The organism is Dictyobacter sp. Z7_2 (assembly GCF_057551105.1).
Map to the genome: position 1 here is coordinate 1,842,546 of NZ_BAAJPE010000001.1, position 26,623 is coordinate 1,869,168.

25 protein-coding genes are annotated in these 26,623 nt (G+C 50.7%); 23 read left to right on the top strand and 2 right to left on the bottom strand.

All coding sequences use genetic code 11. From position 1 onward, the window contains the following. The first annotated feature begins 3 nt into the window (after positions 1-3). The 5 genes from AC27N8_RS07195 to AC27N8_RS07215 all read left to right on the top strand — a co-directional run bounded on the left by AC27N8_RS07195 (position 4) and on the right by AC27N8_RS07215 (position 5,299). A complete protein-coding gene (locus tag AC27N8_RS07195) occupies positions 4-1,002 on the top strand; it encodes a hypothetical protein (RefSeq protein WP_487065425.1) in 999 nt (332 codons plus the stop codon). A gap of 79 nt (positions 1,003-1,081) precedes the next feature. Continuing rightward, positions 1,082-2,476, top strand: a complete 1,395-nt coding sequence (locus AC27N8_RS07200; protein ID WP_487065427.1) for an adenylosuccinate synthetase — start codon at positions 1,082-1,084, stop codon at positions 2,474-2,476. Positions 2,477-2,679: 203 nt separating this feature from the next. After that, positions 2,680-3,561: an SDR family oxidoreductase gene (locus AC27N8_RS07205; protein WP_487065429.1), complete on the top strand. Its 882-nt coding sequence runs from the start codon at positions 2,680-2,682 to the stop codon at positions 3,559-3,561. 200 nt (positions 3,562-3,761) lie between these two features. Beyond that, positions 3,762-4,415 carry a DUF2278 family protein gene (locus tag AC27N8_RS07210; protein WP_487065431.1) on the top strand — a complete coding sequence of 218 codons (654 nt, stop codon included), beginning with the start codon at positions 3,762-3,764 and terminating at the stop codon, positions 4,413-4,415. A 116-nt stretch (positions 4,416-4,531) separates the two neighbouring features. Then, the gene (locus AC27N8_RS07215) at positions 4,532-5,299 is read left to right on the top strand and encodes a hypothetical protein (RefSeq protein WP_487065433.1); all 768 of its coding nucleotides are present in this window, start codon (positions 4,532-4,534) and stop codon (positions 5,297-5,299) included. On the opposite strand, the gene AC27N8_RS07220 is transcribed toward AC27N8_RS07215, so the two are convergent. Continuing rightward, positions 5,296-5,931: an SGNH/GDSL hydrolase family protein gene (locus AC27N8_RS07220; protein WP_487065435.1), complete on the bottom strand. Its 636-nt coding sequence runs from the start codon at positions 5,929-5,931 to the stop codon at positions 5,296-5,298. The genes AC27N8_RS07215 and AC27N8_RS07220 overlap by 4 nt on opposite strands. A gap of 261 nt (positions 5,932-6,192) precedes the next feature. On the opposite strand from AC27N8_RS07220, the gene argF reads away from it, so the two are divergent. Next, positions 6,193-7,200: an ornithine carbamoyltransferase gene (gene argF / locus AC27N8_RS07225; RefSeq protein ID WP_487065437.1), complete on the top strand. Its 1,008-nt coding sequence runs from the start codon at positions 6,193-6,195 to the stop codon at positions 7,198-7,200. 72 nt (positions 7,201-7,272) lie between these two features. On the opposite strand, the gene AC27N8_RS07230 is transcribed toward argF, so the two are convergent. Next, a complete protein-coding gene (locus AC27N8_RS07230; RefSeq protein WP_487065439.1) occupies positions 7,273-7,713 on the bottom strand; it encodes a hypothetical protein in 441 nt (146 codons plus the stop codon). 351 nt (positions 7,714-8,064) lie between these two features. On the opposite strand from AC27N8_RS07230, the gene AC27N8_RS07235 reads away from it, so the two are divergent. The 17 genes from AC27N8_RS07235 to AC27N8_RS07315 all read left to right on the top strand — a co-directional run bounded on the left by AC27N8_RS07235 (position 8,065) and on the right by AC27N8_RS07315 (position 26,614). Next, on the top strand, positions 8,065-9,444 hold the full coding sequence (locus AC27N8_RS07235) for a glutamine synthetase family protein (RefSeq protein WP_487065441.1): 1,380 nt from the start codon (positions 8,065-8,067) through the stop codon (positions 9,442-9,444). Between the two features lie 222 nt (positions 9,445-9,666). Next, on the top strand, positions 9,667-10,599 hold the full coding sequence (rbsK, locus tag AC27N8_RS07240; RefSeq protein ID WP_487065443.1) for a ribokinase: 933 nt from the start codon (positions 9,667-9,669) through the stop codon (positions 10,597-10,599). Between the two features lie 78 nt (positions 10,600-10,677). Beyond that, positions 10,678-12,600 (top strand): cellulose binding domain-containing protein, encoded by a 1,923-nt coding sequence (locus AC27N8_RS07245; protein WP_487065445.1) that lies wholly within the window; start codon positions 10,678-10,680, stop codon positions 12,598-12,600. Positions 12,601-12,880: 280 nt separating this feature from the next. Then, entirely contained in the window at positions 12,881-13,375 is a 495-nt protein-coding gene (locus AC27N8_RS07250) for a DUF4395 domain-containing protein (RefSeq protein ID WP_487065447.1), read from the top strand. Positions 13,376-13,382: 7 nt separating this feature from the next. Beyond that, on the top strand, positions 13,383-13,841 hold the full coding sequence (locus AC27N8_RS07255; protein ID WP_487065449.1) for a thioredoxin family protein: 459 nt from the start codon (positions 13,383-13,385) through the stop codon (positions 13,839-13,841). A 131-nt stretch (positions 13,842-13,972) separates the two neighbouring features. Continuing rightward, positions 13,973-14,866, top strand: a complete 894-nt coding sequence (locus tag AC27N8_RS07260) for a class I SAM-dependent methyltransferase (RefSeq protein ID WP_487065451.1) — start codon at positions 13,973-13,975, stop codon at positions 14,864-14,866. A gap of 125 nt (positions 14,867-14,991) precedes the next feature. Continuing rightward, entirely contained in the window at positions 14,992-15,306 is a 315-nt protein-coding gene (locus AC27N8_RS07265; RefSeq protein WP_487065453.1) for a PadR family transcriptional regulator, read from the top strand. Further along, positions 15,303-16,223, top strand: a complete 921-nt coding sequence (locus tag AC27N8_RS07270; RefSeq protein ID WP_487065455.1) for a hypothetical protein — start codon at positions 15,303-15,305, stop codon at positions 16,221-16,223. The genes AC27N8_RS07265 and AC27N8_RS07270 overlap by 4 nt, the downstream gene beginning before the upstream one ends. Before the next feature lie 149 nt (positions 16,224-16,372). Continuing rightward, entirely contained in the window at positions 16,373-17,344 is a 972-nt protein-coding gene (locus AC27N8_RS07275) for an ABC transporter ATP-binding protein (protein ID WP_487065457.1), read from the top strand. Between the two features lie 2 nt (positions 17,345-17,346). Then, positions 17,347-18,264 (top strand): ABC transporter permease, encoded by a 918-nt coding sequence (locus AC27N8_RS07280; protein ID WP_487065459.1) that lies wholly within the window; start codon positions 17,347-17,349, stop codon positions 18,262-18,264. 108 nt (positions 18,265-18,372) lie between these two features. After that, complete coding sequence (locus AC27N8_RS07285) at positions 18,373-19,371, top strand: hypothetical protein (RefSeq protein ID WP_487065461.1); 999 nt, start codon at positions 18,373-18,375, stop codon at positions 19,369-19,371. Between the two features lie 57 nt (positions 19,372-19,428). Further along, positions 19,429-20,079, top strand: coding sequence for a cob(I)yrinic acid a,c-diamide adenosyltransferase (cobO, locus tag AC27N8_RS07290; protein ID WP_487065463.1), 651 nt, complete (start codon positions 19,429-19,431; stop codon positions 20,077-20,079). A 510-nt stretch (positions 20,080-20,589) separates the two neighbouring features. Continuing rightward, entirely contained in the window at positions 20,590-21,201 is a 612-nt protein-coding gene (locus tag AC27N8_RS07295; protein WP_487065465.1) for a transglycosylase SLT domain-containing protein, read from the top strand. Between the two features lie 198 nt (positions 21,202-21,399). Then, a complete protein-coding gene (locus AC27N8_RS07300) occupies positions 21,400-22,329 on the top strand; it encodes a cation diffusion facilitator family transporter (protein ID WP_487065467.1) in 930 nt (309 codons plus the stop codon). Positions 22,330-22,583: 254 nt separating this feature from the next. Continuing rightward, positions 22,584-23,171, top strand: coding sequence for a hypothetical protein (locus tag AC27N8_RS07305; protein ID WP_487065469.1), 588 nt, complete (start codon positions 22,584-22,586; stop codon positions 23,169-23,171). Positions 23,172-23,401: 230 nt separating this feature from the next. Then, positions 23,402-24,349 carry an aldo/keto reductase gene (locus AC27N8_RS07310; protein ID WP_487065471.1) on the top strand — a complete coding sequence of 316 codons (948 nt, stop codon included), beginning with the start codon at positions 23,402-23,404 and terminating at the stop codon, positions 24,347-24,349. Between the two features lie 219 nt (positions 24,350-24,568). Further along, a complete protein-coding gene (locus AC27N8_RS07315) occupies positions 24,569-26,614 on the top strand; it encodes a GMC family oxidoreductase N-terminal domain-containing protein (protein ID WP_487065473.1) in 2,046 nt (681 codons plus the stop codon). Positions 26,615-26,623: the final 9 nt, after the last annotated feature.

Sequence of the window (26,623 nt, forward strand, 5' to 3'; positions counted from 1 at the left end):
CACATGGGTAGCACAAATTGGTCAACAGATGCCTACACAGAAGCGGCACGTCTACGGAAAGCGCATAAGAAGGATGACTTCGCCTATAGCAATGCGGCTCGCTCCAATGGACGCTGGCATATTCATCCCACACTCGATCCCAAATGGGTCAAGATGCGCGAGAGCCGCGATAGTGATACGCATCCGCGCTCAAACGCGATCAGCATCCTGTTTGACGAAACCGGCTCGATGGGGCAAATTCCGCGTATCTTCCAGCAGAAGCTGGTTGAACTGATGAAGGTTCTGCTGCTCAAAGGCTATATCCAGGACCCCCAGATCCTCTTTGGAGCCTTTGGCGATGCCACCTGCGATCATATCCCGCTGCAAGTAGGACAGTTCGAGAGCGGCGTGGAGATGGATGAGCATCTGCGCAATATCATACTTGAAGGTGGTGGAGGTGGCACCAATCATGAATCCTACGAACTGCCGCTCTACTTTCTGGCCAGACATACCTCGATCGATTGTTGGGAGAAACGTGGCAGCAAGGGCTATGCCTTCCTGATTGGAGACGAAAAAGCGTATCCTTTCGTCAACAAGCAGCAGGTAGCCAATCTTATCGGCGACACCTTGCAGCAAGATATCCCCTTGCAAAGCATCATTGCGGAGGTGCAGCGTCGTTATCATTTCTTCTTCATCTTTCCGCGCAATGCCGGTCACGGACGAGATACAGGTATCCAGAACTTCTGGCAGAATTTACTGGGCCAGAATGTCATCTTCCTCGACGACGAGAACGCGGTCTGCGAAACAATCGCACTGGCGATCGGGCTCACCGAAGAGGCGATCAATCTGGCCGCCGGAGAACAAGATCTGCTCGATGCGGGTGCCAATGCCAACTCGATTAAAGCCGCCGCCAAAGCACTACAAGTCTATGCCAGCAATAAAGTCGCCACCACGACAGGTGATGATCTGACAAAGCTGATCCAGCAGAATACCACAGGTGGTACGAAAACCGAGCGCATCTAATAGTTCATTGCCAACGCCTCAAGTCCTACGCGGAGCCAACGTTCCCGCGTAGGACGCCAGACCAGAAAGAGTCGATGTTATGAATCAGACAAAGCAAGCCATCTTGATCGCCGATCTGGGCTTCGGGGATGCCGGTAAAGGAACAATGACCGATTTTCTTACCCGACAGCGCAGAGCCCATACGATTATCCGTTACAATGGAGGACCGCAGGCAGCGCATAACGTCGTCACCGGAGATGGAAGGCATCACACCTTTGCGCAATTCGGCAGTGGCATGCTCCTCCCCTGGACAAAAACATTGCTCTCACGCTTCATGCTCATCAATCCGCTCAACATGCTCAAAGAAGAGCGCCATCTGAGCTCCATTGGCGTAAGAAACGCCCTCCAGCGCACGCAGATAGATCGACAGGCACTCGTCATCACGCCCTTCCAGAAGGCGGCCAACAGGCTACAAGAAGTCGCTCGCGGCACAGCTCGGCACGGCAGTTGCGGAGAAGGGATCGGCGAGTGCATGGCGGATCATCTCAAATATGGCAATGAGGTCCTCTTCGCTGGCGATCTACAGGATCGAGCAGCTATGCGAAAAAAACTCAGCTTTTTACGCGAAGCGAAATACGCCGAGATCGCCACCATCCGCGACAAGCTTCCCAGTACAGACGCAGTCCAGCAGGAGCTTGCCACCTTTACCAGTGAACAGGACATTGAGGACTGCATCGATGTCTATGAGTACTTCGCTGACTGCGTCGAGATCGTTGATGCGGATAGCATACGCGCCCTCCTGGCTCAGGACGGCGTCATGATCTTCGAAGGCGCGCAAGGCGTACTGCTTGACGAGAACTTCGCCTTTGCTCCTTATTCAACCTGGAGCACCACAACTTTTGCTAACGCCGACACACTACTTCAGGAGCATAACTACAGCGGTGAGACCTTCCGGCTTGGTATCGTGCGCGCCTACGCGACACGTCACGGAGCCGGACCATTTCCGACAGAAGATATCCATCTGACCAGGGCACTGCCAGAAGCCCACAACGTCTGGAATGATTGGCAACAGACGTTTCGTGTCGGACATTTCGATCTGGTCGCCACAAACTATGCCCGCTCGGTCGTAGGCAAGCTTGATGCTCTGGCCGTGACGCATCTTGACCGTCTGGCAACACTGCCAGCCTGGAAGGTATGTACCGCTTATCGCTATCCAGAAGAGACACAGGATCTGTCCGATTACTTCACACATGATCATCATAGGTTGACCAGCATACAGGTGCACCAGCCTTCCAACCTGCTCCATCAAGAAAAGCTCACCCACAAACTCCAGCAATGCACACCTGAATATCAGACATTTACACCACAGGCAGGACACCATTTTTCAAAAGGTGAATGCGCGAGATACCTCTCGCTGCTAGAAGAGAAACTTGCCACGCCCATCGCCATCACCTCATATGGGAGCACCGCCGCCGATAAACGCTTAACAAGCTAGCAAGAGTATGGTATGCTCATCAAAGTAGCGTCGTGCCCTCGGGCACGATGTCCCAGCAACTCGTACGAGACAGGAAGATCTCGGCGCACCACGCTGGCCTGCCTGATCGTACGTCAAGTGGGACATCGTGCCCGAGGGCACGACGCTACTTTGATATTTCACCTTCTTTGAATGGACACATGGGCTGTATGAAAGGACCATTTATGAGCGTAGATCCAACACAGATGCAAGGTAAAATCTGTTTAATTACGGGCGCAACCGATGGCATTGGCAAAGCCACGGCGTATGCTCTGGCAAGTCGGGGGGCAACTGTCATCATCGTGGCGCGTAATCGTGCCAAGGGTGAGCAGGTACAGCAAGAGCTCAAAACAAAATGTGATAATCCATCCATAGATCTCTTCATAGCTGATCTCTCTATCCAGGAATCTATTCGTCAACTATCGAAAGACATCCATGAGCATTACACACAACTACACGTGCTCATCAATAATGCCGGAGCAACATTCACCAGGCGCACAGAAACCGTGGATGGTTTTGAGACTACGTTCGCAGTCGATCATTTAGCTCCCTTCCTGCTCACATATCTTTTACTGGATCTCCTCAAGGCCAGTGCTCCGGCACGCATTATCGACGTGAATTCCGGCTCTCACCAGAATGCCAAAGTGGCATTTGATGATCTGCAATCAAAGCAACGCTATAGCATGATGAGTGTCTACGGGAACGCGAAGCAGGCTCAAATGTTTACCGTCTATGAGATAGCGCGCCAGCTCCAGGGAACCGGTGTGACCATCAACGCGCTCCATCCAGGTTTTGTAGGTACCAATATTGGCATGAACAACGTTGGTCCCCTGATAGGGACAATTGCCAGAGCTATCTTAAAAGTTCTCGGAGCATCTCCTGAGGAGGGAGCCAGTACATCGGTCTATCTGGCCACATCGCCCGACGTAGAGCAGGTGACAGGAAAATATTTTGTCAACAGCATTCCCAAGCCATCAGCGGCTATTACGTATAACGAGACGCTCCAAAAGCAGATGTGGGACATCAGTGCCGAAATGGTACATCTCCCTCAAACGCAGGAGAATTAAAAGCGACATTATATGCCAAAATAAATGAATAACCGTGCCAAACTCATAAGATCTTGTCATAATGTACCTATCAGGCACTCTAAAATCGTTACCAATAAGAGAGATGGCATCTGCATGTTTTATGCCCGAATATTTTGTTGGCATCATGCAGATGATTATTTCTGGATTGCCATTGGTGGCACTATAAAAAGGAGAAACAGATGCCGATACAAGATTATGGCGTATTGAAAGCACATCCAACAGAAAGCATCAAAGGCACCCCAAAGTCGCATCATTACCAGATCCACGTGATCGACGAGCAAAGCATCGACTACCGCATCGCCGTCAACGTCCTCTCGGACGTCAAACCCTACAATCTGCTCTACCACGTCGACGAAGACTTCAAATACGAAACCACAGCTGACCTGCTCAAACTGCCCGACGGTTTTACCGCACTCGCCAGCCAGCCTGATGGTCTGGCCATCGACTTTGTGCGCAGCAATATTGTCGATGCCTCCCAGATGCAGCCGCTTCATTTTACTGATATCGGCTCGGAGACGCAGTTAAATGAGCTTGTCGATACACATATCCAGCAAGCCATCAGCGATCCAGAGGCACGCGTCTATGCCTTCGGGACGCGCTGGGGTCCCGAGAACGGCAAACCCGATGCCAACTTTGGCTTTGAGCCAGGCAATGGCATACACAATATCCACATGAACCAGGGAAACGATAAGGGTCATGCTAGTGAAGATGGCATCTGGCAAGATGGAGCTCTTCTTATATACATTCCAGCGCAAAATAATTGGACCGCCATCTTCTTGAAATTTCAATCCCAATCCTGGGAGACCGATGACACTACCGGACACGCACTATAAAGCGAGCTCATCCTCATGCGCACCGACAAACATCTGTGCGCATGAGCTATAATTTGAAGGCATCCTATCTGGATGCCCATGAAGGTCGAGACAAGCAGGCAAAAGGAGCCCATACCATGTCTCAGAAACCCTATCATCCGGCTGAAGTGCCGCAGCAACTTCTGATCGCCAGACTCTCTGCGCTCTCATTCAGAGAGCAATCACGCCTCTTATTGCAAGCAACACAACATCTGCCGTATAAAAAGAAGGCCGCAGTTCTGGGCGCAGGAGGATCACAACTGGTACAGAAACGCTTTATACCGCTTGTCTTCAGCCTGCTCTATAAACACTTCGTCAAAGGAGCTATCTGGTCAGTGCTGGCGGTGATCCTGGTCATTTTCTGCCTGGCGGTCCTGGGCTACCTGATCCAGGCCAATCCCACCGAGATTCGACCTGTCTTTTTCACCGTGCTGGCCTATCTGGTTGGTTTCCTGCTGGCTGCCTTATTACGCGTCTACCAGGATATTCATCAACTGCTCAGAAAAACGATCTCAAAAGCCGAGTACAACCAGATTCTACAAACGGTACAAGAGCTTGGGGATAATGATCAAGTTGTGGTGCTGCGCACACTCAGCATGCAGGTCTCGCAATTCGGCTCGGAAGGATCATTGATCTCGCCATTCCTGACAGAGATTGCGCTCATCGTAGGAATTGTCCTGCTGGCCGGTTTGATCATTCTGCTCAGCGTACTACGTATCCCGGCGGGGCTTTCCGCTTCCCTCCTCTTGCTGATAGCCATCATCAGCGGATTTCTACTCGGATTTTGTATTCGGCGTATCCTCTATGCAGGGGTGGCGGCATCCGCACGTCGCCGCCAGGAAAAAAAAGCCGCACGCGCTCGTTAAGCGAGCGCCTTGACGGCTCGTAGCCACGCCTGCGCCATCAGCGCGTGTCCAGCCGGGGATGGATGAACTCCATCGCTGGCCCAGAAGGCCGGCTCGCGTTGCGTCGCGGCCTGAGCAAATAGACCGTCGAAGGGCACATAGATAGCTCTATATGCGCGTGCCAGCCGGCGAATGGCGAAAATTTTAGGGCCAATATCTTCCAGCCAGCTTTCGCGCTCGGCCGTTATCGGCAGCACAAACGGCTCGCAGAGGATCAGACGCGCCTTCACGCTCGCCGCATTCTTCTCAAGCAGCGTCCGATAGGATCGCTCGAAGCTCTCTAGAGGAGTTACGGTATGATTATCATAGCGCCGCCAGACATCATTGATACCCACGAGCAATGAAATCCAGGTCGGGTGAAGATCCAGGCAGTCCTGCTGCCAGCGTTCCACCAGATCCCTGGTCAGGTTACCACCGATACCTCGATTGAGAAAACGGACGTCTCTCTCAGGATACTGCGCCTGAAACCACGAGGCGGCCTGCGCCGCATAGCCATAACCCAGATGGTCAGGATTTTCACGCTCGCGTCCAGCATCTGTGATGCTATCACCTTGAAATAAGACGATATCTCCGCTCGTAAAAAGTGGTGACATGACTGGCTCCTTCTCTCTCTATACTATGGATCAGCATTGAACAACATATTGAAAATATACAACAATTTGATCGCAGGGATGAAAACACCTGTCCTTGAGGATGATTTGCCATCGCAGGGCTCCATGGGAATTTTCCGACTATGGATATATTCCATATTGACGAAGCGCTGGTGATACACTATATTTTTAGACTTAGAAGAAAAATACTGTGTATGGATCGACCCTTGCACGACGAGACGAAATACTGAGGATGAGAAAATAATGACTGTCAATTTGCAACACAAACATTTCTTGAAGCTCGATGATTTTTCAGCGCAAGAAATCGATTTTTTGCTACGCCTCTCGGCAGAACTGAAAGCGGCAAAACGTAGCGGGACGGAGACGCTCTCGCTGCAAAAGAAGCAAATTGTGCTGCTCTTTGAAAAAGATTCGACACGGACACGTACGAGCTTCGAAGTCGCCGCCTACGATCAAGGTGCTCATGTCACCTACATTGGCTCAACCGGCTCACATATGGGATCGAGCGAATCTATCAAAGACACGGCTCGTGTACTTGGCCGGATGTATGATGGAATTGGCTATCGCGGCTTTGCGCAATCAGTGGTCGAAGAGTTAGCTCATCACGCAGGCGTCCCGGTCTGGAATGGTCTCACCAATGAAGCCCATCCCACACAGACTCTGGCCGACTTCCTTACGATGAAAGAATATTCACAGAAGCCATTAAAAGAGATCTCCTTTTGCTTCCTGGGGGACGTCAGCTCGAATGTGGCCGACTCGTTGCTGATCGGCGCCGCCAAGATGGGAATGGATATACGTCTGGCAGGACCTAAAGCCTGCTGGCCTCAACATGCCAGGGTCGAACAGATTCGCACGACAGCGCAAGAGACAGGGGCACGTATTTTACTGACTGAAGACGTTGAGACCGCTGTCCTGAATTGTGACTTCCTCTACACGGACGTCTGGGTCTCAATGGGAGGCACTCCCGATCTATGGAAAGAGCGTGTCAAATATATGCAACCATATCAGGTAAATAGCCAGATGCTAGCCAACACCAGAAATCCACAGGTCAAATTCATGCATTGCCTACCAGCTATCCATAACACGGAGACCAGGCTCGGGCAAGAACTCTATGAAAACTTTGGCCTGGATGGTCTTGAGGTGGTTGAGGAGGTATTTGAGTCTGAGGCATCAATCGTGTTTGATCAGGCTGAGAACAGGTTGCATACGATTAAGGCTGTACTGGTCGCCACACTGACCAGCCAGTTATAAATCGGCGTCACCAACTGAAGACAAAGATCGGTTCGCCGCCCAGGGTAGCGAGCCGATCGAAAAGGATAGATGTTACTTCCAAAAGGCAAAGCGAGCCAGAGCTGTCACAGCCAATCCTACCAGCACAACAATCGGGATCAGACAACCGACACAACCTGAGCAGCCGCTGTACCCACCACCTCGACCATAATATGGACTTCTAAAGCCTCCGCCGAAGCCCGGTCCTCTAAAACCTCCGCCGCCCCATTCGCGTCGACGACGAGGTCCCCAGGGTCCACCACCCCAGCCACCTCTACGCGGTCCTCTAAAACCTCCGCCACTGAAGCCTCCTCCTGGACCTCCAAAGCCTCCTCCTCCAAAGTTTCCTCCAGCGCCGCCGCCAAAGCCACCTCCCGGACCTCCAAAGCCTCCTCCTCCAAAGTTTCCTCCGGCTCCTCCGCCGAAGCCGCCTCTACCGCCGCCATCTCCAAAGCCTCCGCCGCCGCCTCCTCCGTGATGTCCTCCGTGTCCCATAATAGATCTCCTATTCTAATGCCAAAGCATTTTTTTGTCACAGAGAAACGATGTGCCACTAGTAATGTACACGTATCCAACCTGTCAATTAGACGTGAAAATGAGCAAGCAATGAAAATGCAAGCTTGCATATCTCCCTCAAAGAACTTACGTTTCAAAACGCCTCACGTTCCAATAGTTCCTGCCAGATGTTTCAGCAAACAGGACAGTACAGATCGAAAAAAATCTGTTGACAATCCTGCATCGATTGACTAAGCTATAGGCTAATTCATATATCTCCCTTCAGACATGTTCAGATAAGCACACTTATTTTAAGATGGAGCAAGATATTTTTTAAGGAAAGGGCAATTCATGAGCACGAGTATCCACAATATCGTCCAACATGCCCAGGAACAAAAGATACGCCTGGTACGCTTCTTGTATTGCGACAATGGTGGCATCATTCGTGGAAAGGCCACACATGTCAGTAAGCTGGCGTCACGACTACAAGAAGGAATTGGCCAGACACGAGCGATGCAGGCATTTACAGGAGTGGAAACACTCGCCGAGGTCGAAGGTCTGGGACCGATCGGAGAGTTTCGTATTCTCCCCGATCCTGAGACATTTGTGGTACTCCCCTATGTCCCCCATGCGGCCACTATGTTTAGCGATCTGACGAATCCTGATGGGACCCCTTCCGATGCCTGCCCACGCACTTTTCTGAAACGCACTCTGGAGCAACTGGCACAACAGGGGATCAGAGTCGAGGCCGCAGTCGAGCACGAATTTTATCTGGCGCGCCTGGAAGAGACAACAGAAGGGAAAAAGTACACCCCTGCCGATAGCAGTCTCTGCTATAGCAGCATTGGCCTGGATGAGCAAGCTCAGGTCATCGATGCCATTATCGCAGCTCTGGAGGCCGAAAAAGTATCGATTGAACTCTTCCATACCGAGCTCGGCCCGGCACAACAAGAGCTCTCCTTGCGCCATACCGATGCGTTACGCGCCGCCGATAATGTCCTGCTGGCACGCGAAACCATTCGCGGAGTCGCCCGTCAACATAATCTTTATGCCACGTTCGCGCCGAAGCCGTTTTTGGATCAGGCGGGCAGCGGTGCCCATATTCATCTGAGCTTATGGGGCACCGAGCAGAGCGAGCATCCTGGCAAAAATCTCTTCTATGATCCCAGTGCCCCCAACGGCTTCAGTCAACTTGGACTCTACTTTATTGGCGGCATCCTGCGCCACGTTCATGCACTGATCGCGCTGACAAATGGTAGCCCTAATTCCTATCGTCGCCTGCTGCCGCATTACTGGAGTTCGGCCTTCAGCGCCTACGGCTTCGATAATCGCGAGGGAGCTGTACGCATTCCATCCCAATATCGTGGGAACGAAGAACAATCGACCAATATCGAGTTCAAGCCAGCCGATCATAGTGGTAATCCCTATCTTGCCCTGGGAGCATTATTGGCTGCGGGATTGGATGGTATCACGAACCGTATCGATCCCGGTCAGGCGCAGACGATCGATCCCGGCAATTACAGCGACGATGAGAGGGCTCAGCGCGGCATCGATCGCCTCCCAACCTCACTTGAAGCTGCTCTGGATGCCCTGGAAAACGATCAAGTCCTGACGACAGCCCTCGGTCCCTTGCTCAGTAAAGCGTATCTCGCAGTCAAGCGCAACGAAGTTGCCTTTTTCAAAGAGAAATCGCCCGAAGAGGAAACATTGCAGCATTTCTACAAGTATTAATAGAGCAGCATGTTCCTGCGAGAAAGGTGATTTTAAGGGACAATTTTCCTTAAGATCACCCTGGTCATTCCCTTCCAGCTAAAAAATGTCTATACTTATAATGATAATGAGTTTGTAAACTTCATTTATTTTCATAGTACTCGCGTAGACAGACGATCAGAGCTATTTTTTGCGCTTTTTGTAACGCGACTGATGAGATTTTCTTGCAAGGGGCAAGCGCGTATGAGTGTTGTAGTGTTTGGCAGCATCAACCTGGATCTGGTAGTTCAAGTCCAGCATCAGCCACAACCAGGAGAGACCATCCTGGCCAAAGATTTTACCAGTACGCCGGGAGGTAAAGGAGCCAATCAGGCACTGGCAGCACGTCGCATGGGAGCCGCTGTTACGATGATCGGCGCGGTGGGAAACGATGCTTTTGCTGAGTCCGCCCTGAGTCTGCTACACCAGGCGGGAGTCAATCTCGACTATGTAGCACACCAGGCAGAAAGCTCTACCGGACTGGCCTTCATCCACATAGACGAGCAGGGAGAAAATAGTATTACTGTCGTCTCAGGAGCGAACTACCAGATCGGGACAGCAGCACTCACAAATCTTGAGCAGATACTCACGCAGGATGATATTCTCGTGATGCAGCTCGAAATCCCTCTGAAGATCGTCCTTCAGGCCATCGAGATCGCCCACAAAAAAGGCGCAGCCATCGTCATCGACCCGGCCCCAGGTCAGAGCACACTTCCCACCGCACTGCTGCAGGTGGATGTGATTACGCCCAATCGAGGAGAGGCCGAAATGATCCTCAATACACAGATAAGTACTGTGGAACAGGCCAAAGAAGCGGCACAGCAGCTTCATCAGAGAGGCGCACGAATCGGGATTGTCAAGCTTGGAGCCGCTGGAGTTGTCTGGGCCACAGAGAAAGAGAGCACCTTCCAGGCCGCTCATAAGGTCCACGCGATCGACTCTACAGGAGCCGGCGATGCCTTTGCCGGTGCGCTGGCTGCCCTCCTCAATGAGGAGCAACAACGAGGCAAAAATATCCATCACATAGATCTCACAGATGTCATGCGGCAGGCAAGCATCTTTGCAGCACTTTCCACCACGCGCACAGGTGCGCAACAATCATTTCCGCAGCGGATTGAGGTAGAGCAATCAAAGTAGAAAAGGACTTCCTCAGCAATATGATCCTTAGAGAAGCAGACCAGATATTTTATATGATGACTCTATGGAAGGAACAGAATGACACATCAATCAAAATATTTCATCATAGTAACATGTTGCTTATTAGCTCTCATATTAAGTGTAATTATCATACAACTCCCCCATGACAGTCATGCCCAGGCGACTTCATTTAAAGTGCAATATGCCGCCACTGTCACAGATAAAGCATCCAAAAAGACCCAGGGCATGTTTCAAATTGTCAATACAACGGATAGCAGTGTCTCACTAAAGCAATTTACGATGCGCTACTGGTTTACACGCGATACAAATAAGCATGTCTCAGTGACATGCGACTATGCTCAGATCGATTGTAGCAACATTACAGAAAAAGCGGTTGCCAACACACCAGCGACCTCAACCGCCGACTACTATCTTCAGATCGGTTTCAAATCTGGACGTCTGGCAGCCAATAGCGCGACTGGAAAAATCAAGATTCGCGCCTGGAAGTCTGACTATAGCTATTTCAATCAGAGCAACGACTACTCATTTAATACATCCAGCTCCTCATTCAAAGACGCCTCAAAGGTAACCCTGTATCAGGACGGAAAACTCATCTGGGGGAAAGAGCCCGATGGCACGACAGCGAGCACTCCAACTCCCACAGCCACGCCGACTGAGATTCCAACGGTTACGCCAACCGAGACGCCAACGGCTACGCCGACTCCTACGCCCACGGAGACACCCACACCTACACCCGATCCAATCACGACGATCGTAAATCCAGCGCCAGCGCCTCCTTCGCTGCCAGGACTGACACCAACCTTCACACAAGCACAGATCGATAGTGCAGTAGCGGCCCCACTGGTATCCTATCCCGCCCCGACCAGTGGTAGTCCTCGGCCGGGCGACCTGGCGAAGCAGGTCTACAACGCCAAAGCCTTCTACTATCTGGCCCTGGTAGCCTGGTACGAGCCCGACGCGAAAGCCAGCGATGGCACAAGCGTAGCCAGCCGCCTGATTGCATCGGTCGGCAATATGGTTTCGGGTGGCAAAGAGCCTGATGCCAATGGTGGCCTAGAAGGCTGGTCACATAATGATATCGCGCAAGGATTACTACTGGCAGAAAACGAACCAACTATCTGGAGTGAGGTCCCCACAGATCAGCAGGCCAAAGTCACCATACTCATGTTGGCGCTGGCCGTGGCGGGCAACTATGATTTCAATGATGTCAACAATTTCAAAGCTGATCTCGATGGACCATGTAAATTCGGCAAAACCAAAAATCCCAACTATCGAGAGGGGTATCTCAATATCGAAGTTGCAGCTGGACTCTACTTCGGCTCTGACGTCCTGAATAGCTTTTTCACAGCATTCGACTATACAACCTTTACGCAGCAGCTACAAACCACTGGCTTCACCAATATTCTCGCCGCGTGGGCCAATGATGGCAATCTCTTGATGAACGGCGGTAACGATGGCTGTGGAGGCAGCGGACAAGGTGTTCGACATCCATTTATCTATAATCAGTTGGATCTCAGCAACACGGTCGGGATCTTTGATCAGCTTGCCACCTTCACCTATCAGGATACTGTGACCAGCACGGGAGCGGGCGGTCAGGCCAAGATCGCCGACGGCACCACCAGTCCATATGAGGGACAAGCCGGTATGGAGCATGAGTTCAATTCCGACGACTCGGATGGCGCACGCAGCGATGCTCTCTATGCCTATGAAGGCTGGATGAATAGTATCTCTTCGCGCACAACGCTGGTGGCGCTGGGAGCCTGGGGATGTGGCACATTACAGACGAAAGATGAACAATTGGAAAGCGTTGGCTCACAGGATCTTCTCTATAAGCTGGCACATGGCTACGAAGGAGCGTATCTCGGCAGCCAGCGTCTGGTCAGCGAAACCTTGCCAGATGGAGATGGTCCATCATCGAAAGGATTTTTCTTTGACAAAGAGATCTGGAATAATGTCCTCTCGCAGGTAAAATCCTGCTGAGGACCTCTTAGCCAGCAGATCATCTAGTGCAAGCTCATCACGACCTCCTCGCCAAGCCCCCTGAGGAGGTCGTCAACCTACAGGCACAGATGCAGTTCTTTGAGTATTCATCAATTTTTCATTGACAAATTTAGATAAATACATAACAATATATATATACATTGTCAACTTACAATCAGGTGAGAAAGATCCGACACGGACAGCTTTTGCACTAATTGTACAATAGAAATTATAAAAGCATTTTCGCCATCTGTTACCCTTGCACAGGAGCTGAATTTTCATGAACACACCATCACCAAGCACCACTACACAGGTACTGCGTGTAGACACGCATCAAGGCAAATTTTCGCAAGGATGCACCGTACTGCTCACCGCAGTAGCATTTTTATTCAACCTTCCAATCCTCGTCTTGATCACCGCGCTAATAATGACCCTGGCCGCGTTATTCCCTCAGGCGAGTCCATATCGACTCCTCTACAAGTATGTGGTCGTGCCGCTGGGCCTGTTAAAACCACGCATTGTCGAGGACGATCCCGCCCCGCACCTCTTTGCGCAGGGAGTGGGGGCGATCTTTCTTTTTGCCGCCAGCATTGTCCTTTTCCTCACGCCCGCCACGAGCATTGGCTGGATACTGGATATTATCGTCTTCATCCTGGCAGGCATCAATCTAACCACGGGTTTCTGTGCTGGTTGCTTTGTCTACTATCAACTAGGGCGAGCTGGCCTCCTCCCAAAGGTACGCTACGAGGGCAACTTCCATTGGAGAGGAGTGTGAGGCAGTTATGCAGGAGATATTTATCCGTCTGGCAATACTCGTAGTTGTAGGTGCAATCGGCAGTGCAGTCATCTGGCTGTGCCGCCGCTTCATTGAGACTCAGCGTCAGAAAGCGTTAGCCGCCGCTCCACTACTGACAGTATCCGTTCCTGTTTCGCTAACTGGCGATCGAGCAGAGCCCGGACGCTCTCAGGCACGGATACTGGCATTCAGCAGCATCGACTGCCGGCAATGCCATCAGTTGCAGACGCCGGCCCTGCGTCGCGTGCTAGAGGCACGCGGCAACGCCGTGACGGTCGTGGATATCGATGCCACAACCAACGACGAGCTCGTCCAAACCTATCACATACTGACCGTGCCCAGCACGGTCGTGCTAGATGCTAATGGACAGGCACGAGCAATCAATTATGGCTTTGCGAATACTCAACGTCTCCTTACTCAAGTTGACGAACTGTTGGCACTGTAGTATATTCCCAGCAAGAATATGTCCTTGAGAGTGAAGATTACGAATCATATATCTCCGTGCTTTAAACCCATGTGCATTATGCATATTTACCCGCATTTAATGGATGAGAGACAAGGATAAGGAAATAGAGCATGCCGTGGTTTCCGTTTTGGAAGAAAAAAAAGTCTGCAACCAGCACAAACGTTGAGCAGTCGGTAGAGGTGCTCCTCAGTGGACGTCGCTATCGACAAGATGTTCCCTACGTGCTTCCCAAGGATCTGGGAGAAATCAACCGCCTGGACTTTCAACATTATCTCGTCAAACAAGCGCTCAAGGTCAGCTATGTAGCCCCGATGATGACTCAGCTTCCACGCAAAATTCTCGATGTGGGATGTGGAACCGGTCGCTGGGCACGCGAGGTCAGCGCCGAATTTCCACATGCACAGGTGACCGGAATCGATATCGAGATGCCCCCGACAGCTGCCGAAACAGTTCCAACCAATTGTCACTTCATCCAGGGGAATGTGCTTAAAGGATTGCCATTCCCCGATAACACCTTTGATTTTGTCCATCAACGCTTCCTCGCCTCAGCGATACCCGCCGATAAATGGCCCGAGCTACTCAAAGAGCTGGTCCGCGTCACAGCACCAGGAGGATGGCTTGAGCTGACAGAGATACTCCATCGCGTTGAGCCCATGCAAAAGGCAGGACAACAGATGGCAGATTGGATTGAGCAGTTCTGTACTTCACGCAACATCTATCCCGCCATCGGCGAGTCCCTGAGCACGCTCATGGAAGATGAAACATTGCTCACCGATAAACAAGTCTATTTCCACGACCTGCCAGTCGGCGAATGGGGAGGGCGCGAAGGCAAGCTCCTGGCGAAAAGTCATCTCACTGCCTATGCAGGAATTAAACCCATCTATGTAAAGGAACTGAACGTCGATCCGAAAGAGTTTGATAGCGTTATAGATAAAATCGGCAACGAATGGGAAGAAGCACACGCTCACAGCCGCTGCTACTTTGCACTCGCACGTAAAGTTTAAGCACTCCCAGAAGTTACAGACAGCTATTGACAGCTCCATTCATTTTAGTATATAGTACGTCCAACGACATGTCTTCGTGTGACATGTCGTTGGACGTACTATATTATGTGGAGGAAAAATATCTTATGGGCCAGCCCAACCTTGGACGCTTTTCAGATCCATCTATCTTAATCCTGGCCAGCCTGGCTGACGGCAAAAAGCATGGCTATGCCATCATGGAAGATATTGAGACAATGGCAGGCGTACGACTGGGAACAGGGACATTGTATGGAGCGATTGCACGCCTGGAAGAGTCTAGTTTGATTGAGGTACTTCCAGCAGAGGAACGCGGACGGCGCCCGTACCGTTTGACGGCAACCGGGATAGCTTTCTTGCGTGAGCAGTTGACCAATATGGAGGCCCTGGCAACGCTTGGATTGCGGAGGTTAGCAACGTTATGAATATACAGCGACTGCTGTTACTTCTTTATCCACGTATCTGGCGGGATCGTTATGAAGAGGAGTTTCTCGTGGTACTGGCATCTCATCCTTTCTCACTATCCGAGGGATTTGATGTCATCTGTGGTGCTCTCGATGCTCATCTTCATCCCTCTTTTGGTGCAGCGACTCTACTCCTCTCTGAAAGGATACAACTAATGCTCTCCACACTCCGTCGCTCTCTGCTAACCATGTTCTGTGCTTACTGTGGTTTTATCGTGGCTGGCATCAGTTTTCAAAAACTGACCGAATATTCTGATTTTGCCGAGGCCGCGCAAGCCTATAGCCTGGTAGGATTCTCATTTGATCTTATCGTGATTGGAGCAGTCACAGGACTACTGGCGATGCTCATCGGCGGTCTGCCTATCGTGGCGGCAGTCGTCAAGAATGCACTTGCCGATAAGCGTTATGGACTGCTACTTTTCCTCATGACTCCTATTCTCGCTGTAGCGATCTTCATAAGCACTACCTTACTGCTTGAAGCGCTGGTACCTTCAGGCACTTCAACTTTTCTGACATGGCTCATTCGTAGCATTTTTATCGTCGTTTTCCTTGGCACCGTAGTCACCAGCACAGGTGCGGTCTGTTTCGCGGTCACACGTAGTCATATTCCTACCAGACTCCTGCGCTTCGCAATACTGCCCTCCCTCCTGATGACACTTTCTATGCTTGTAGTGTTCGGGGCAACACTGATTTGGGGATTATGCCTGCGCAGCGATCTCCCTCAACTTTTTAACAGCAACGAAGGGATATTTGGAACAAGTACATCCGGCTCTTGGCTGAAAATTGTACTCATGATGGCAATAGCGTCCGGGCTCGCTATCTTCTTCTTCATAAAGGGATACTCTGCCCATTCTACTCTATACAAACCTGCGCAATAAACGCTCGCACATCTCTCTTATGCGCGGCGATGCCGTCTGATTGTTTGCTTTAGAGTGCACAGCAAGCAGGCCATATATATTACAAGCAGACATACTGTCAACAGCATATCAGTCAAAAATACCTCTAGAATTTTCAAAAGGAGAAACAGATGGAGGCACAACATGCTTTGCATGCCACAACGGCGAATTCTTTCTCTCTAGCAGATGCAACAATCCTACGCACCTACGATTTGACCAAACATTACGGCTCACGCGTGGCCGTTGATCGACTCAACCTGGAGGTTCGGCGCGGGGAAATTGTTGGATTCCTTGGCCCCAATGGAGCAGGGAAAACAACTTCTATTCGTATGATGCTTGGCCTGATTGCTCCAACGTCCGGACGTGTCGAAATCTTTGGACGTGATCTCGCTCGCGAACATGCTCACGTACTCCCACGTATCGGTGCACTGGTCGAAACGCCAGCGCTCTATCTCCATCTGACCGGGCAAGAGAATCTACGAGCCATAGGTACGATTCTTGGCGGTGTATCACGCCAGCACGTTATAACAGTTCTTGAACAAGTGGGATTGCAAACACGCCAGAAAGATCGCGTGCGCACCTACTCGCTCGGTATGAAGCAACGCCTGGGCGTAGGAATTGCCTTGCTCAACAACCCTGATCTACTCATTCTTGACGAGCCAGCCAACGGGCTTGATCCAGCAGGCATTGTTGAGATGCGTGACCTGGTGCATCGGCTGGCAAGCGAGGGCAAGACGATCTTCCTTTCCAGCCACTTCCTGGGCGAAGTCCAGCAGATCTGCTCGCGTGTCATCTTTCTCAATGCCGGCAAGCTGGTTGCAGATAAAACCGTCAAGGAACTGCTGCGTGGACAAGGCGAGTTTACGATACGGCTCGAACATGCTCGAGAAGCCCTGATCTTGCTTCAGCAACAGCCCTGGGGCCAATCCGCACGCCTGGATAGCAACGGAACACTCCTTACGCCTGCACCCCAGGGAAGCGGTCGTGATCTTTATGCTTTCCTGGCCCAGGCTGGCTTTCTACCAGAAAGCCTCGCTCCTGCTACCCAGGATCTTGAAGAGGTTTTTTTCTCATTGATCAAAGCGAATGAAGGAGATAAATAAACATGAGCACACAGATGACTATTACCACATCTGAACCAGCCTCTTTGCCGTCTCTACATGCCAACTTTTCAGGCATCATACGCGGGGAGTTCCTGAAAATTGCTCGCCTCTTCTGGTCAATGCTGGTTCTTCTGACGATTATCTTTAGCGCCGGGTATCTGCTCGGGGCAAACCCGCGAGAAGTAATCGCAGATCTGCAACACACTCCTCTCCACTATCTCTACTACTCAATGGAAAGCAATCTGGTCATCTTCCGCATTCTCTCTGGTATCTTTCTGCTGGTTTTCACCTCGTTCGTCATCGGGCGCGAGTATCAGTATGGTACGATTCGCATCTTGTTGGCCCGTGGAGCAGGCCGTGTGCAACTACTGCTCGCAAAATTTGTCATGCTAGCCTTGATCGCAATTGCTCTTCTGGTGACCTTTACCCTCTTGACCATCCTGCTTACCTGTGGACAAATGCTCATTCTGGACGGAAACCTGAACTCGCTGCATGCCCTTACACCGGCCTTCTGGTCAAATATCGGGATCGATCTGCTCACAGTCCTCATCAACATGATAGCAACAATCCTGCTAGCAGCAGCTATGAGCGTGCTCGGGCGATCGCTTACCTTTGGTTTGAGCGCCTCGCTGGTCTGGTTTCCTCTCGATAATATTGGCTCGCCTGTTATGAATGTGCTCGCACAGATAACTCATAATGATTTCTGGCGAAACGTTACAGCCTACTTTCTAGGACCGCTCCTTAACCGCCTACCAGACATGTTTCTGCCCGAAGCAGCCAAGAGCGGCTTTGAGTCTTTCGGAAGCGAACCATTGGTCGCAGTGAGTGGTTCTCACGCTCTCTGGGTCATTAGTACGTATGCGCTCGCTTTCGTTGTGATTGCCCTGGTTCTCACCTGGAAACGCGACATCAAAGAGTAAGTCATGGTAGTATCCTCTCTTATACGCGGCCTCTCAACGCGCATCAATAATTCTGCCGACCGAACATAGCTTCAGAGATAGATAGCAACAAGGGAGTAAAAGAATACAATGATGACAAAAGCATTGAAAATAGGTGCCTGCCTCAATATGACAGTGGCAGTGATATTTTATCTGTTTTTCCAGCTAAGTAAACATCTATCAACCTTAGCGCAAGTAAATCCTTTTGCTGATGATCCATATGATGCTATTGGCTCATTTGCGGTCCAGTTTGCACTATTTACAGCCTTGCTTTCACTACTCCGTACGTTTCGTCCTTATCGTAGAGAACAAGTCGCAGAAAATCAGAAATTACTCCTTGTAAGAGGAATATACCTTTCTTACACATCTATCTTGATCACACTAGCCTCTGATACTATAGCCATGGTGCGCCATCCTTCTGTCTGGATCGGCCTGCAAGCAGGATATATGCTGGCGGCATTGACTGGAGGATTAGCTCTTGTTACAGTAATGGCAGGTTGGCTTCTCTATCACCAGATCCAAAAGCCAGATGCAATATTATCGTTACATGCTGGCTGGACCAGAGCTCTGGGCTTTTTTATGATAAGCTTACTGATATTGGCCTTTTATCCTGAAAGCTGGCGTCAAAGCATCCAGGGAGCACTCTTAACCGTAGGAGTTGGTGCAATGCTCCTATTTTTCCCACTTTGGGTTGTGGGAGGAGCAATCTCGTCTCCATCAGAAAGGGTTTTCGAGGATCTCATTGACGATATGGCAGCAATCTATACCTGGCTAAAAGCACATACAAGTCCTCTGGCATCTGTGTATAGGGTGCTTGAAAATGTTTTTAGCTGGTCTTTTATCCATGCGACTGTGAGCTGGTTAAATCCACGCAAGCACATCTGGAAACCCGCAATCCTAATAGGGATCGTGATGGGAATCATGTTAGCACTCGGAGAAATATTTGGCGAAGGAGGAGGTCCTCAGCAGCCCGGACGCTTCGTGCTTGTTCTCAGTATCTTTGTTGTCCTGGAATGTTTTGCTGTGATATTAGGCTATGCACTCCTTGCAAGACCGCTGGGACTTTTTCACTCGGGTTCCAACAACTAAAGAGGTCCTCTGGACCTCTCGCAAGATAAAGCAATTTTTTATACAGGGAGGTCCGATTTGGACGAACAGAATGTACAATCCACAACCAATAGCACTGACTCCGTTGAGCAGTACGATGAGACGAGTACCGAGGGACGCAAGCGTAAGCGTCAGGAGCAAGCGCTGGCACGTTCTCGCAATACGATTAAGCGTAAAGGATTAGTGATCCTCAACACAGGGAATGGCAAAGGCAAGACTACTGCCGCACTGGGACTATTGATGCGCAGTTGGGGCCAGGATCTGCGTGTGGTGATGCTGCAATTTTTGAAGGCCAAAACTGGTAAATGGGGAGAAGTGCGAGCAGCTCAGCGCATGGGCGTGGAGGTTATTCCTCTGGGCAAGGGCTTCTCCTGGATGAGCGAGAATATTGAGCAGGATCGAGCTGTGGCACAGGAGTGCTGGCGACAATGCCGCGAGAAGATCGAGAGCAACCTCTATGATGTGGTGATTATGGATGAAATTACTTATACGCTGAAGTATCATTGGATCGAAGTTGAAGAGATCCTCTCCACGTTACGCCAGCGCAATCCCAACATGCACATCGTCATCACTGGCCGCGATGCTCCCGCTGAGCTGATTGAGTTCGCCGATCTGGTCACAGAGATGCGTGAGATCAAGCATCCGTATAAGCTCCAGGGAGTTCGAGCTCAAAAGGGCATCGAATTTTAAAACCAATGCTTGAGTATCCATCTACTGACTACGGTTTTACTTATACTCAATGCTAATGTTCACAAATACTCATATGCACTTCTCTATTGAAGAAAACTAACTGCTGTCACGCGCCAGGGCAACATGATCAAGACGTGCGATAGCAGTGACAAGAGAAGATACAACAATACATACCACGCTGTAAATCCGCTCCAGAAGACGCTTCATACGATCACATAGCCCATTCTGGCTATGTTTCATAGTGTTTCAATATGTTTCATCCTGCTTGTGTTATTATAGGACTACAGCAGATCGCCTGAAACACAATCAGTGAGATCGCAATCATCCTGAGGCTATCACCCCACAGGTCAACAAAATACGAACGGTTTCCTCTCACGACCTCGGACAGGTCATTCAACAACATTGAAGTGAATAGATAGCAGTAGTTTCCTTATTAGTTCCGTACTACTGTAACTATCTGTGGAAGCACATGCGCTATTGGTCTATAAGATCAGTAAAAAGGAGAACAACTTGCGTTTACATCAGAATGTCCAGACAAACTACACAAAGAAATCATCGTTATTTGCTAAGCTTAGCTTGGCCTTCCTCTTAAGCTTGATACTGTTGACCGCATCGATAAGCTTTAATGCGAAGACGTCATTTGCGGCCATGGCTCGTCTTGACGCGCAACAGGCACAGATAACATCAGTGAAGATGGCCGTACGCACACCATTGAGCAAACATGTAGTCCAGAGTGAGAACAAACCTGTTGTAAAAAGCAAGCCCGCCGTCAAACCCGTTGTAAAGAGCCAGCCCACTGCGACACCGGTAGCTTTCGTAGCACCACAGACGGTTGCAGCTTCCGATACAGCCGGTATTATTCGTCAGGTTTTTGGCAGCTACGCGGATCAGGCGATGCGGATCGCCATGTGTGAGTCAAGCATGAATCCAAGTGCCACAAATTCTTATGCGATCGGCAACAGCCATGCAGCTGGCTTATTCCAGATCCTCTATCCAAGCACCTGGTATGGTACCTCACAGGCCAGTGCATCCCCTTATGATGCCACAGCCAATACTAAGGCCGCCCATGAGATCTTCGTGCGTGATGGCTATTCGTGGAGAGAATGGCAGTGCCAGCCGTAAATTAAGCGCCAGAAATAAAGCCGTAAAAAGATGTGATCGCCATAGCGATCACTCTTTTTTTATTTTTTCTGCTGATATGATCGATTCCTCCTTTTCGAGATACACCAAGTATGATACTATAGTTGGACTGTATTGACCTGTCAGGATGTAAGCTCAACAGACTGATACTACTTGAGAAAGATGTATAAAGGAAACGTTATGAAACCACGCTCGCCGCGCTTTTATATGGGGTTGTCGATAGCAGCAGCTGTCTTCACGATGGTTGTGAAATTTATCGGATACTTTCTAACCGGCTCGGTGGGACTGTTTTCTGATGCCGCAGAGTCGATTGTCAACCTCGTCGCGGCTCTCGTGGGCTTCTGGGCGCTCACGCTGGCATCCCGACCTGCCGATGAAGAGCACGCCTACGGTCATACCAAATCCGAATATTTTGCCAGTGGAGTTGAAGGAGCATTGATCCTTGTCGCAGCCATCATCATTGCGATCGAGGCAATTCCACGCCTCATGCATCCAGTAGCCATCGACCAGGCGGGCCTGGGTTTAGCCTTTTCTGCCTCGGGCGCACTCGTGAATGGTATCCTGGCGTGGTTTATGCTTCGAGCAGGCAAGCGCCAACGCTCTGTCACGCTCCAGGCGGATGCCCATCATCTCTTCACCGATGTGTATACCACGGTAGGTGTCTTTGTCGGGATCATTCTTGTCGTGATAAGTGGCTGGGATATCCTCGATCCCATCGTGGCACTCCTGGTGGCGATTAACGTGATGTGGACAGGTTTTAAGCTCTTGCGCCAGACCGGCCTGGGACTCCTGGATACCGCGCTACCACATGAAGAACTGGCACAGATCAACACCATATTTGATCGCTATCGAGAGCAGGGCATCGACTTTCACGCCCTACGTACCCGTGAGTCTGGCTCGCGACGTTTCGTCTCTTTCCACGTGATCGTGCCTGGGAGCTGGTCGGTCCAGAAGGGTCACTCCATGTGCGAAAAAATCGAGCTCGAAGTGCGACGTACACTCCCCGAATGCACCGTCTTCACCCATCTAGAGCCCAAAGAAGATCCTGTCAGCTTCGAGGATATGGGACTGGATCGCAAATCACTGGATGACAGCGTCCATCCTGCGTGAAATCCTCCCCCCAAATGAGGACGATTGAGAAAGCCAGCCTGATGAAATATATGGTATCATGAAATGCAAAGCTTGCCCCAATCGATACTCAAGGTATCAGGAATACGAGCACGCCACTTTCTCTTGACTTCACTCGTATTATATAAGAGCTTCTTCATAATTCACGTACTATTTACGCAAGGACGTGAGCACACTTGAAGCACTTGACTGACATCTTGTCAGTTATAATCATTGACAAAGGAGGTCTTGCCAGTATGTCTCAGCAACAATATCCACCATACGATCCGCAAGGACAAAATAATCCCCAATATCCCAATCAAGGCAATTATCCACAGTATCCCAACCAAAGCAATTATCCACAAGAGGGATATGCGGATGTAACCGAGCAGAATATCAGTCAGGGTGGAGCATCTGTCCAGCGCAAGCGACAAACCTATAAAGATCCCAGTGGGAATCGTGTAGAGCAGCGCAAAGAGGTCTATCGCGATTTCAGCCAGAGCATGATCAATTCTCGCTACTGGATCACATCGATTATCTACTTCTTGTTAGGTGTCCTGGAAGTCGTTTTGGGGCTGCGCTTTATCTTCCGTCTCCTGGGTGCCAATGAAGCCAGCAGTTTTATCAGCTTCCTGTATAGTCTCAGCCATGCTTTTGTGGGCATTTTCAACGGTATCTTCAACGACCAGAGCATCGGAAGCACTGGCGTCTTTGAAATCTCGACCATCCTGGCCATGCTGATCTATGCTTTGATCGCCTGGGGGATCGTGTCACTCGTACGCGTCATCTTCTTCCAGAATGTGCCAAGCCGTCGAGAATATACAAGCACGCGCCGTCGTACCTGATCCATCTACGGAAAGCACACCCTGCCTCATCGGCTGGCGGCATGGGAGAGCTTATGTATGCCGGTTTTCTGTACCTTCGGCGTCAGAAGATCCGTATGCATAAGCTCTTCAAGTCTGATACAAAGGAATATTTGTATTACAACTCTTTGTTATCTCATACGACGTAAAGTACTGCACAAAACTGTGCAAAATACAAATAAGTCGAGATAAGAAGGAGCTTTTTTTATATAATGGAAAATCGTACACTTGGACGCTCACAGTTACAGGTATCTAATCTCAGCTTCGGCGGCAATGTACTGGGGTGGACCGCCGATGAGCCAACTTCTTTCGCGGTTCTGGATGCTTTTGTCGCCGCCGGTGGCAACTTTATTGATACAGCAGACACTTATACACGCTTTGTGCCTGGTCACGAAGGTGGCGAGTCAGAGACCGTTTTAGGAAAATGGCTCAAGCAGCGCGGGAAGCGCAGCCAACTGATCATTGCAACCAAGGTTGGCAACGACATGGGTCCCGGCGGTAAAGGTCTGTCCAGAGCACATATTTTGAAGTCGGTAGAAAACTCACTTCAGCGCCTACAGACCGATTACATCGATCTCTACCAATCACACAGCGACGATGAGACTGTTCCGCAAGAAGAAACACTGAGCACATATGCAGATCTCATCAAACAGGGAAAAGTTCGTACAATCGGCGCTTCAAATTTCACTGTAGAGCGCCTGACTTCAGCTTTACAGGTCAGCGAGCAGCATGGATATCCACGTTATGAGAGCCTTCAACCACTCTACAATCTCTATAGCCGCGCCGACTATGAGCAGCAACTCGAAGCAATCTGCCAACAAAATGGCATAGGAGTCATCAGTTACTTCGCACTGGCAAGTGGATTTTTAACCGGGAAGTATCGCTCCGAGCAAGATCTCGCTCCGAACATACGCTCTCACATGGTCAAAGGTTATCTCAACCCACGTGGCTATCAAATCCTAAATGCTCTTGATGAGGTGGCCAAAGACCATCAGGCCACACCAGCTCAGATCTCCCTGGCATGGTTGCTTGCACGTCCCAGTGTCACAGCGCCAATTGTCAGCGCCACGTCGGTCAAGCAGCTCAACGAGATTGTCAAGGCTACCGAGATTAAACTCGATCAGACCGCCATCGAACGACTCAATCAAGCCAGCGCTTAAAAACACATACGTTTGTTTCAGAGAGGGATGAAAAAACGTTCGCCTACGGCGTCAACGCTCACCCACGTAGCGGCGCGGCAATTCGCTTGATCTCTTTGGGGAGATGACTCCTTAACTTTACCATATTGCACGCAAGCGTACGGCGTAACTTGTCTGTTATACTTGTGCTAGAGTCAATTTGAACAGGCGTCGTCACTTTCGCTCAAAGGAGATGCATCAATGACGATCAACTCATCTTCAAATACGCCCATAGCACAACAGGATAATATCGCCTGGCTGACAGCAGCCGAATGGTATACGCTCGAAAAATTTTGCGAGACGTTCTTTCCCGAGCTTGATCCTCCTCCTGATAGTACAGAGCTTCAAAAAGACTACTATCGACGCTCTGCGAGCGATCTCCGTCTTGCCAGCTTGATCGCCGAGCAGGTGGCTCAGGAGAATGTAGAGGCTCAGGCCGACTTTCGACGCTTGCTTACGGCTCTGATGAGTCCCGTGACAGGCTTGCTGCTAATCGGTAAACTCAAGCCTTTTGCGGAGCTTGAACAAGAGTGGCGGGAAAAATATGTCCTGGCTCTGGCAGAGAGCCCTCTGGGAGCGTTCCGCCAGGGTTTCCAGACGGTCAAGCGGCTGGCAGGCTTCCTCTTCTTCTCCATGCCTGATGAACAGGGTATCAATCCCAATTGGGAGGTACTTGATTATGATCCGCCAAGCCCTGCTCCACAGATGAAACGTCCGATCCAACCATTGGCTATCACGCAAGATAGTATATTAGAGTGCGATGCGATCGTCATAGGTTCTGGCGCTGGCGGAGGCGTGGTGGCCAGCGAATTGGCTCTGGCAGGTAAGCAGGTGATTGTGTTAGAAAAGGGAGGCTATCATAGCGAAGCCGACTTCACACTCCAGGAAGCGCAATCCATGTCTGAACTCTATCTCAAACGCGGGCTGCTCACGACCAAAGATCTGGGAATCATCGTCCTGGCCGGCAGCACACTGGGAGGCGGGACGGTCGTCAATTGGGATACCTCGTTCAGAACTCCTGATGCGATCCTTGAGGAATGGGCGCAATCCTCTGGCCTCGCCGCTTTCACGGAGGCAGGTCTACAGGAGAGCTTCGCCGCTGTCGAGCAACGCCTGCGCATCAATAGCGAGAATAGCGAGCATAATCGCCAGAACCAACTTCTCTTTGACGGCGCACAAGCGTTAGGCTATCACGCAGGCACGCTGCGACGTAACGCCATCGATTGCGAGCAGCGCTGCGGCAGTTGTGGCTTTGGCTGTCGCTATGGATGCAAACAGTCAACCACCAAAACGTATCTACAGGATGCCTATGAACATGGCGCACGGATCATTGTCAATTGCAGCGCCGAGCGGATATTGATCAAGCAGCAGCGTGCAGTCGGCGTCAAGGCCACGATCCGTGATCCCCAGAGCGGTGAAAATATCACCGTCACGATCCATGCCAGAACAGTGATCGTCGCAGCCGGTGCTATCCACTCACCCGCGCTACTGCTACGCTCAGGCATCGAGAACAAGCATATTGGACAACATCTCCACCTGCATCCCACCACCACCATCGGAGGTGTATATCCAGACAAGATCTATCCCTGGAAGGGCGTGATGCAGTCCGCCTACAGCGATGAGTTTGGACAGCTCGATGGAAATTATGGCTACAAATTAGAGGCAGCTCCAACGCATCCGGGCATGATTGCCATGGGCACACCCTGGCAGTCAGCGCGGACGTATCGCAGCCGCATGCTCCAGGCTTCCTACCTGAGCACGATCATTGTGCTGGCTCGCGATAAAGGAGAAGGCTCAGTCACGCTGGATCGCTATGGTGAACCGGTCATCAACTACGTAACCGATCCATTCGATCGCCAGCATATCCTACACGGGCTACGACAAGCAGCCCGTATCCACATGGCTGCCGGAGCCACCGAAGTCGTCTCGCTGCAAACCAGAACTACACAGCTCAAGCGGCACGAAAAGGACGCAGTCAGCCAGCAGGCATGGCGAGATTTTGATCGACAACTGGAACACCATGGTCTGGGAGCCAATCGCGTCGTGATGTTTAGCGCCCACCAGATGGGCACCAATCGGATGGGCATTGATCCGCAGCAATCGGTCGTCGACGGAAATTGTCAGGTCCACGGCGTCACAGGATTGTTTGTCTGCGACGGCAGCGTCTTCCCCGCCGCCAGCGGAGTCAATCCGATGCTGAGCATCATGGGACTGGCTCATCGAGCCTCCCAATATATTAAACAGTAGTCGTAGGAC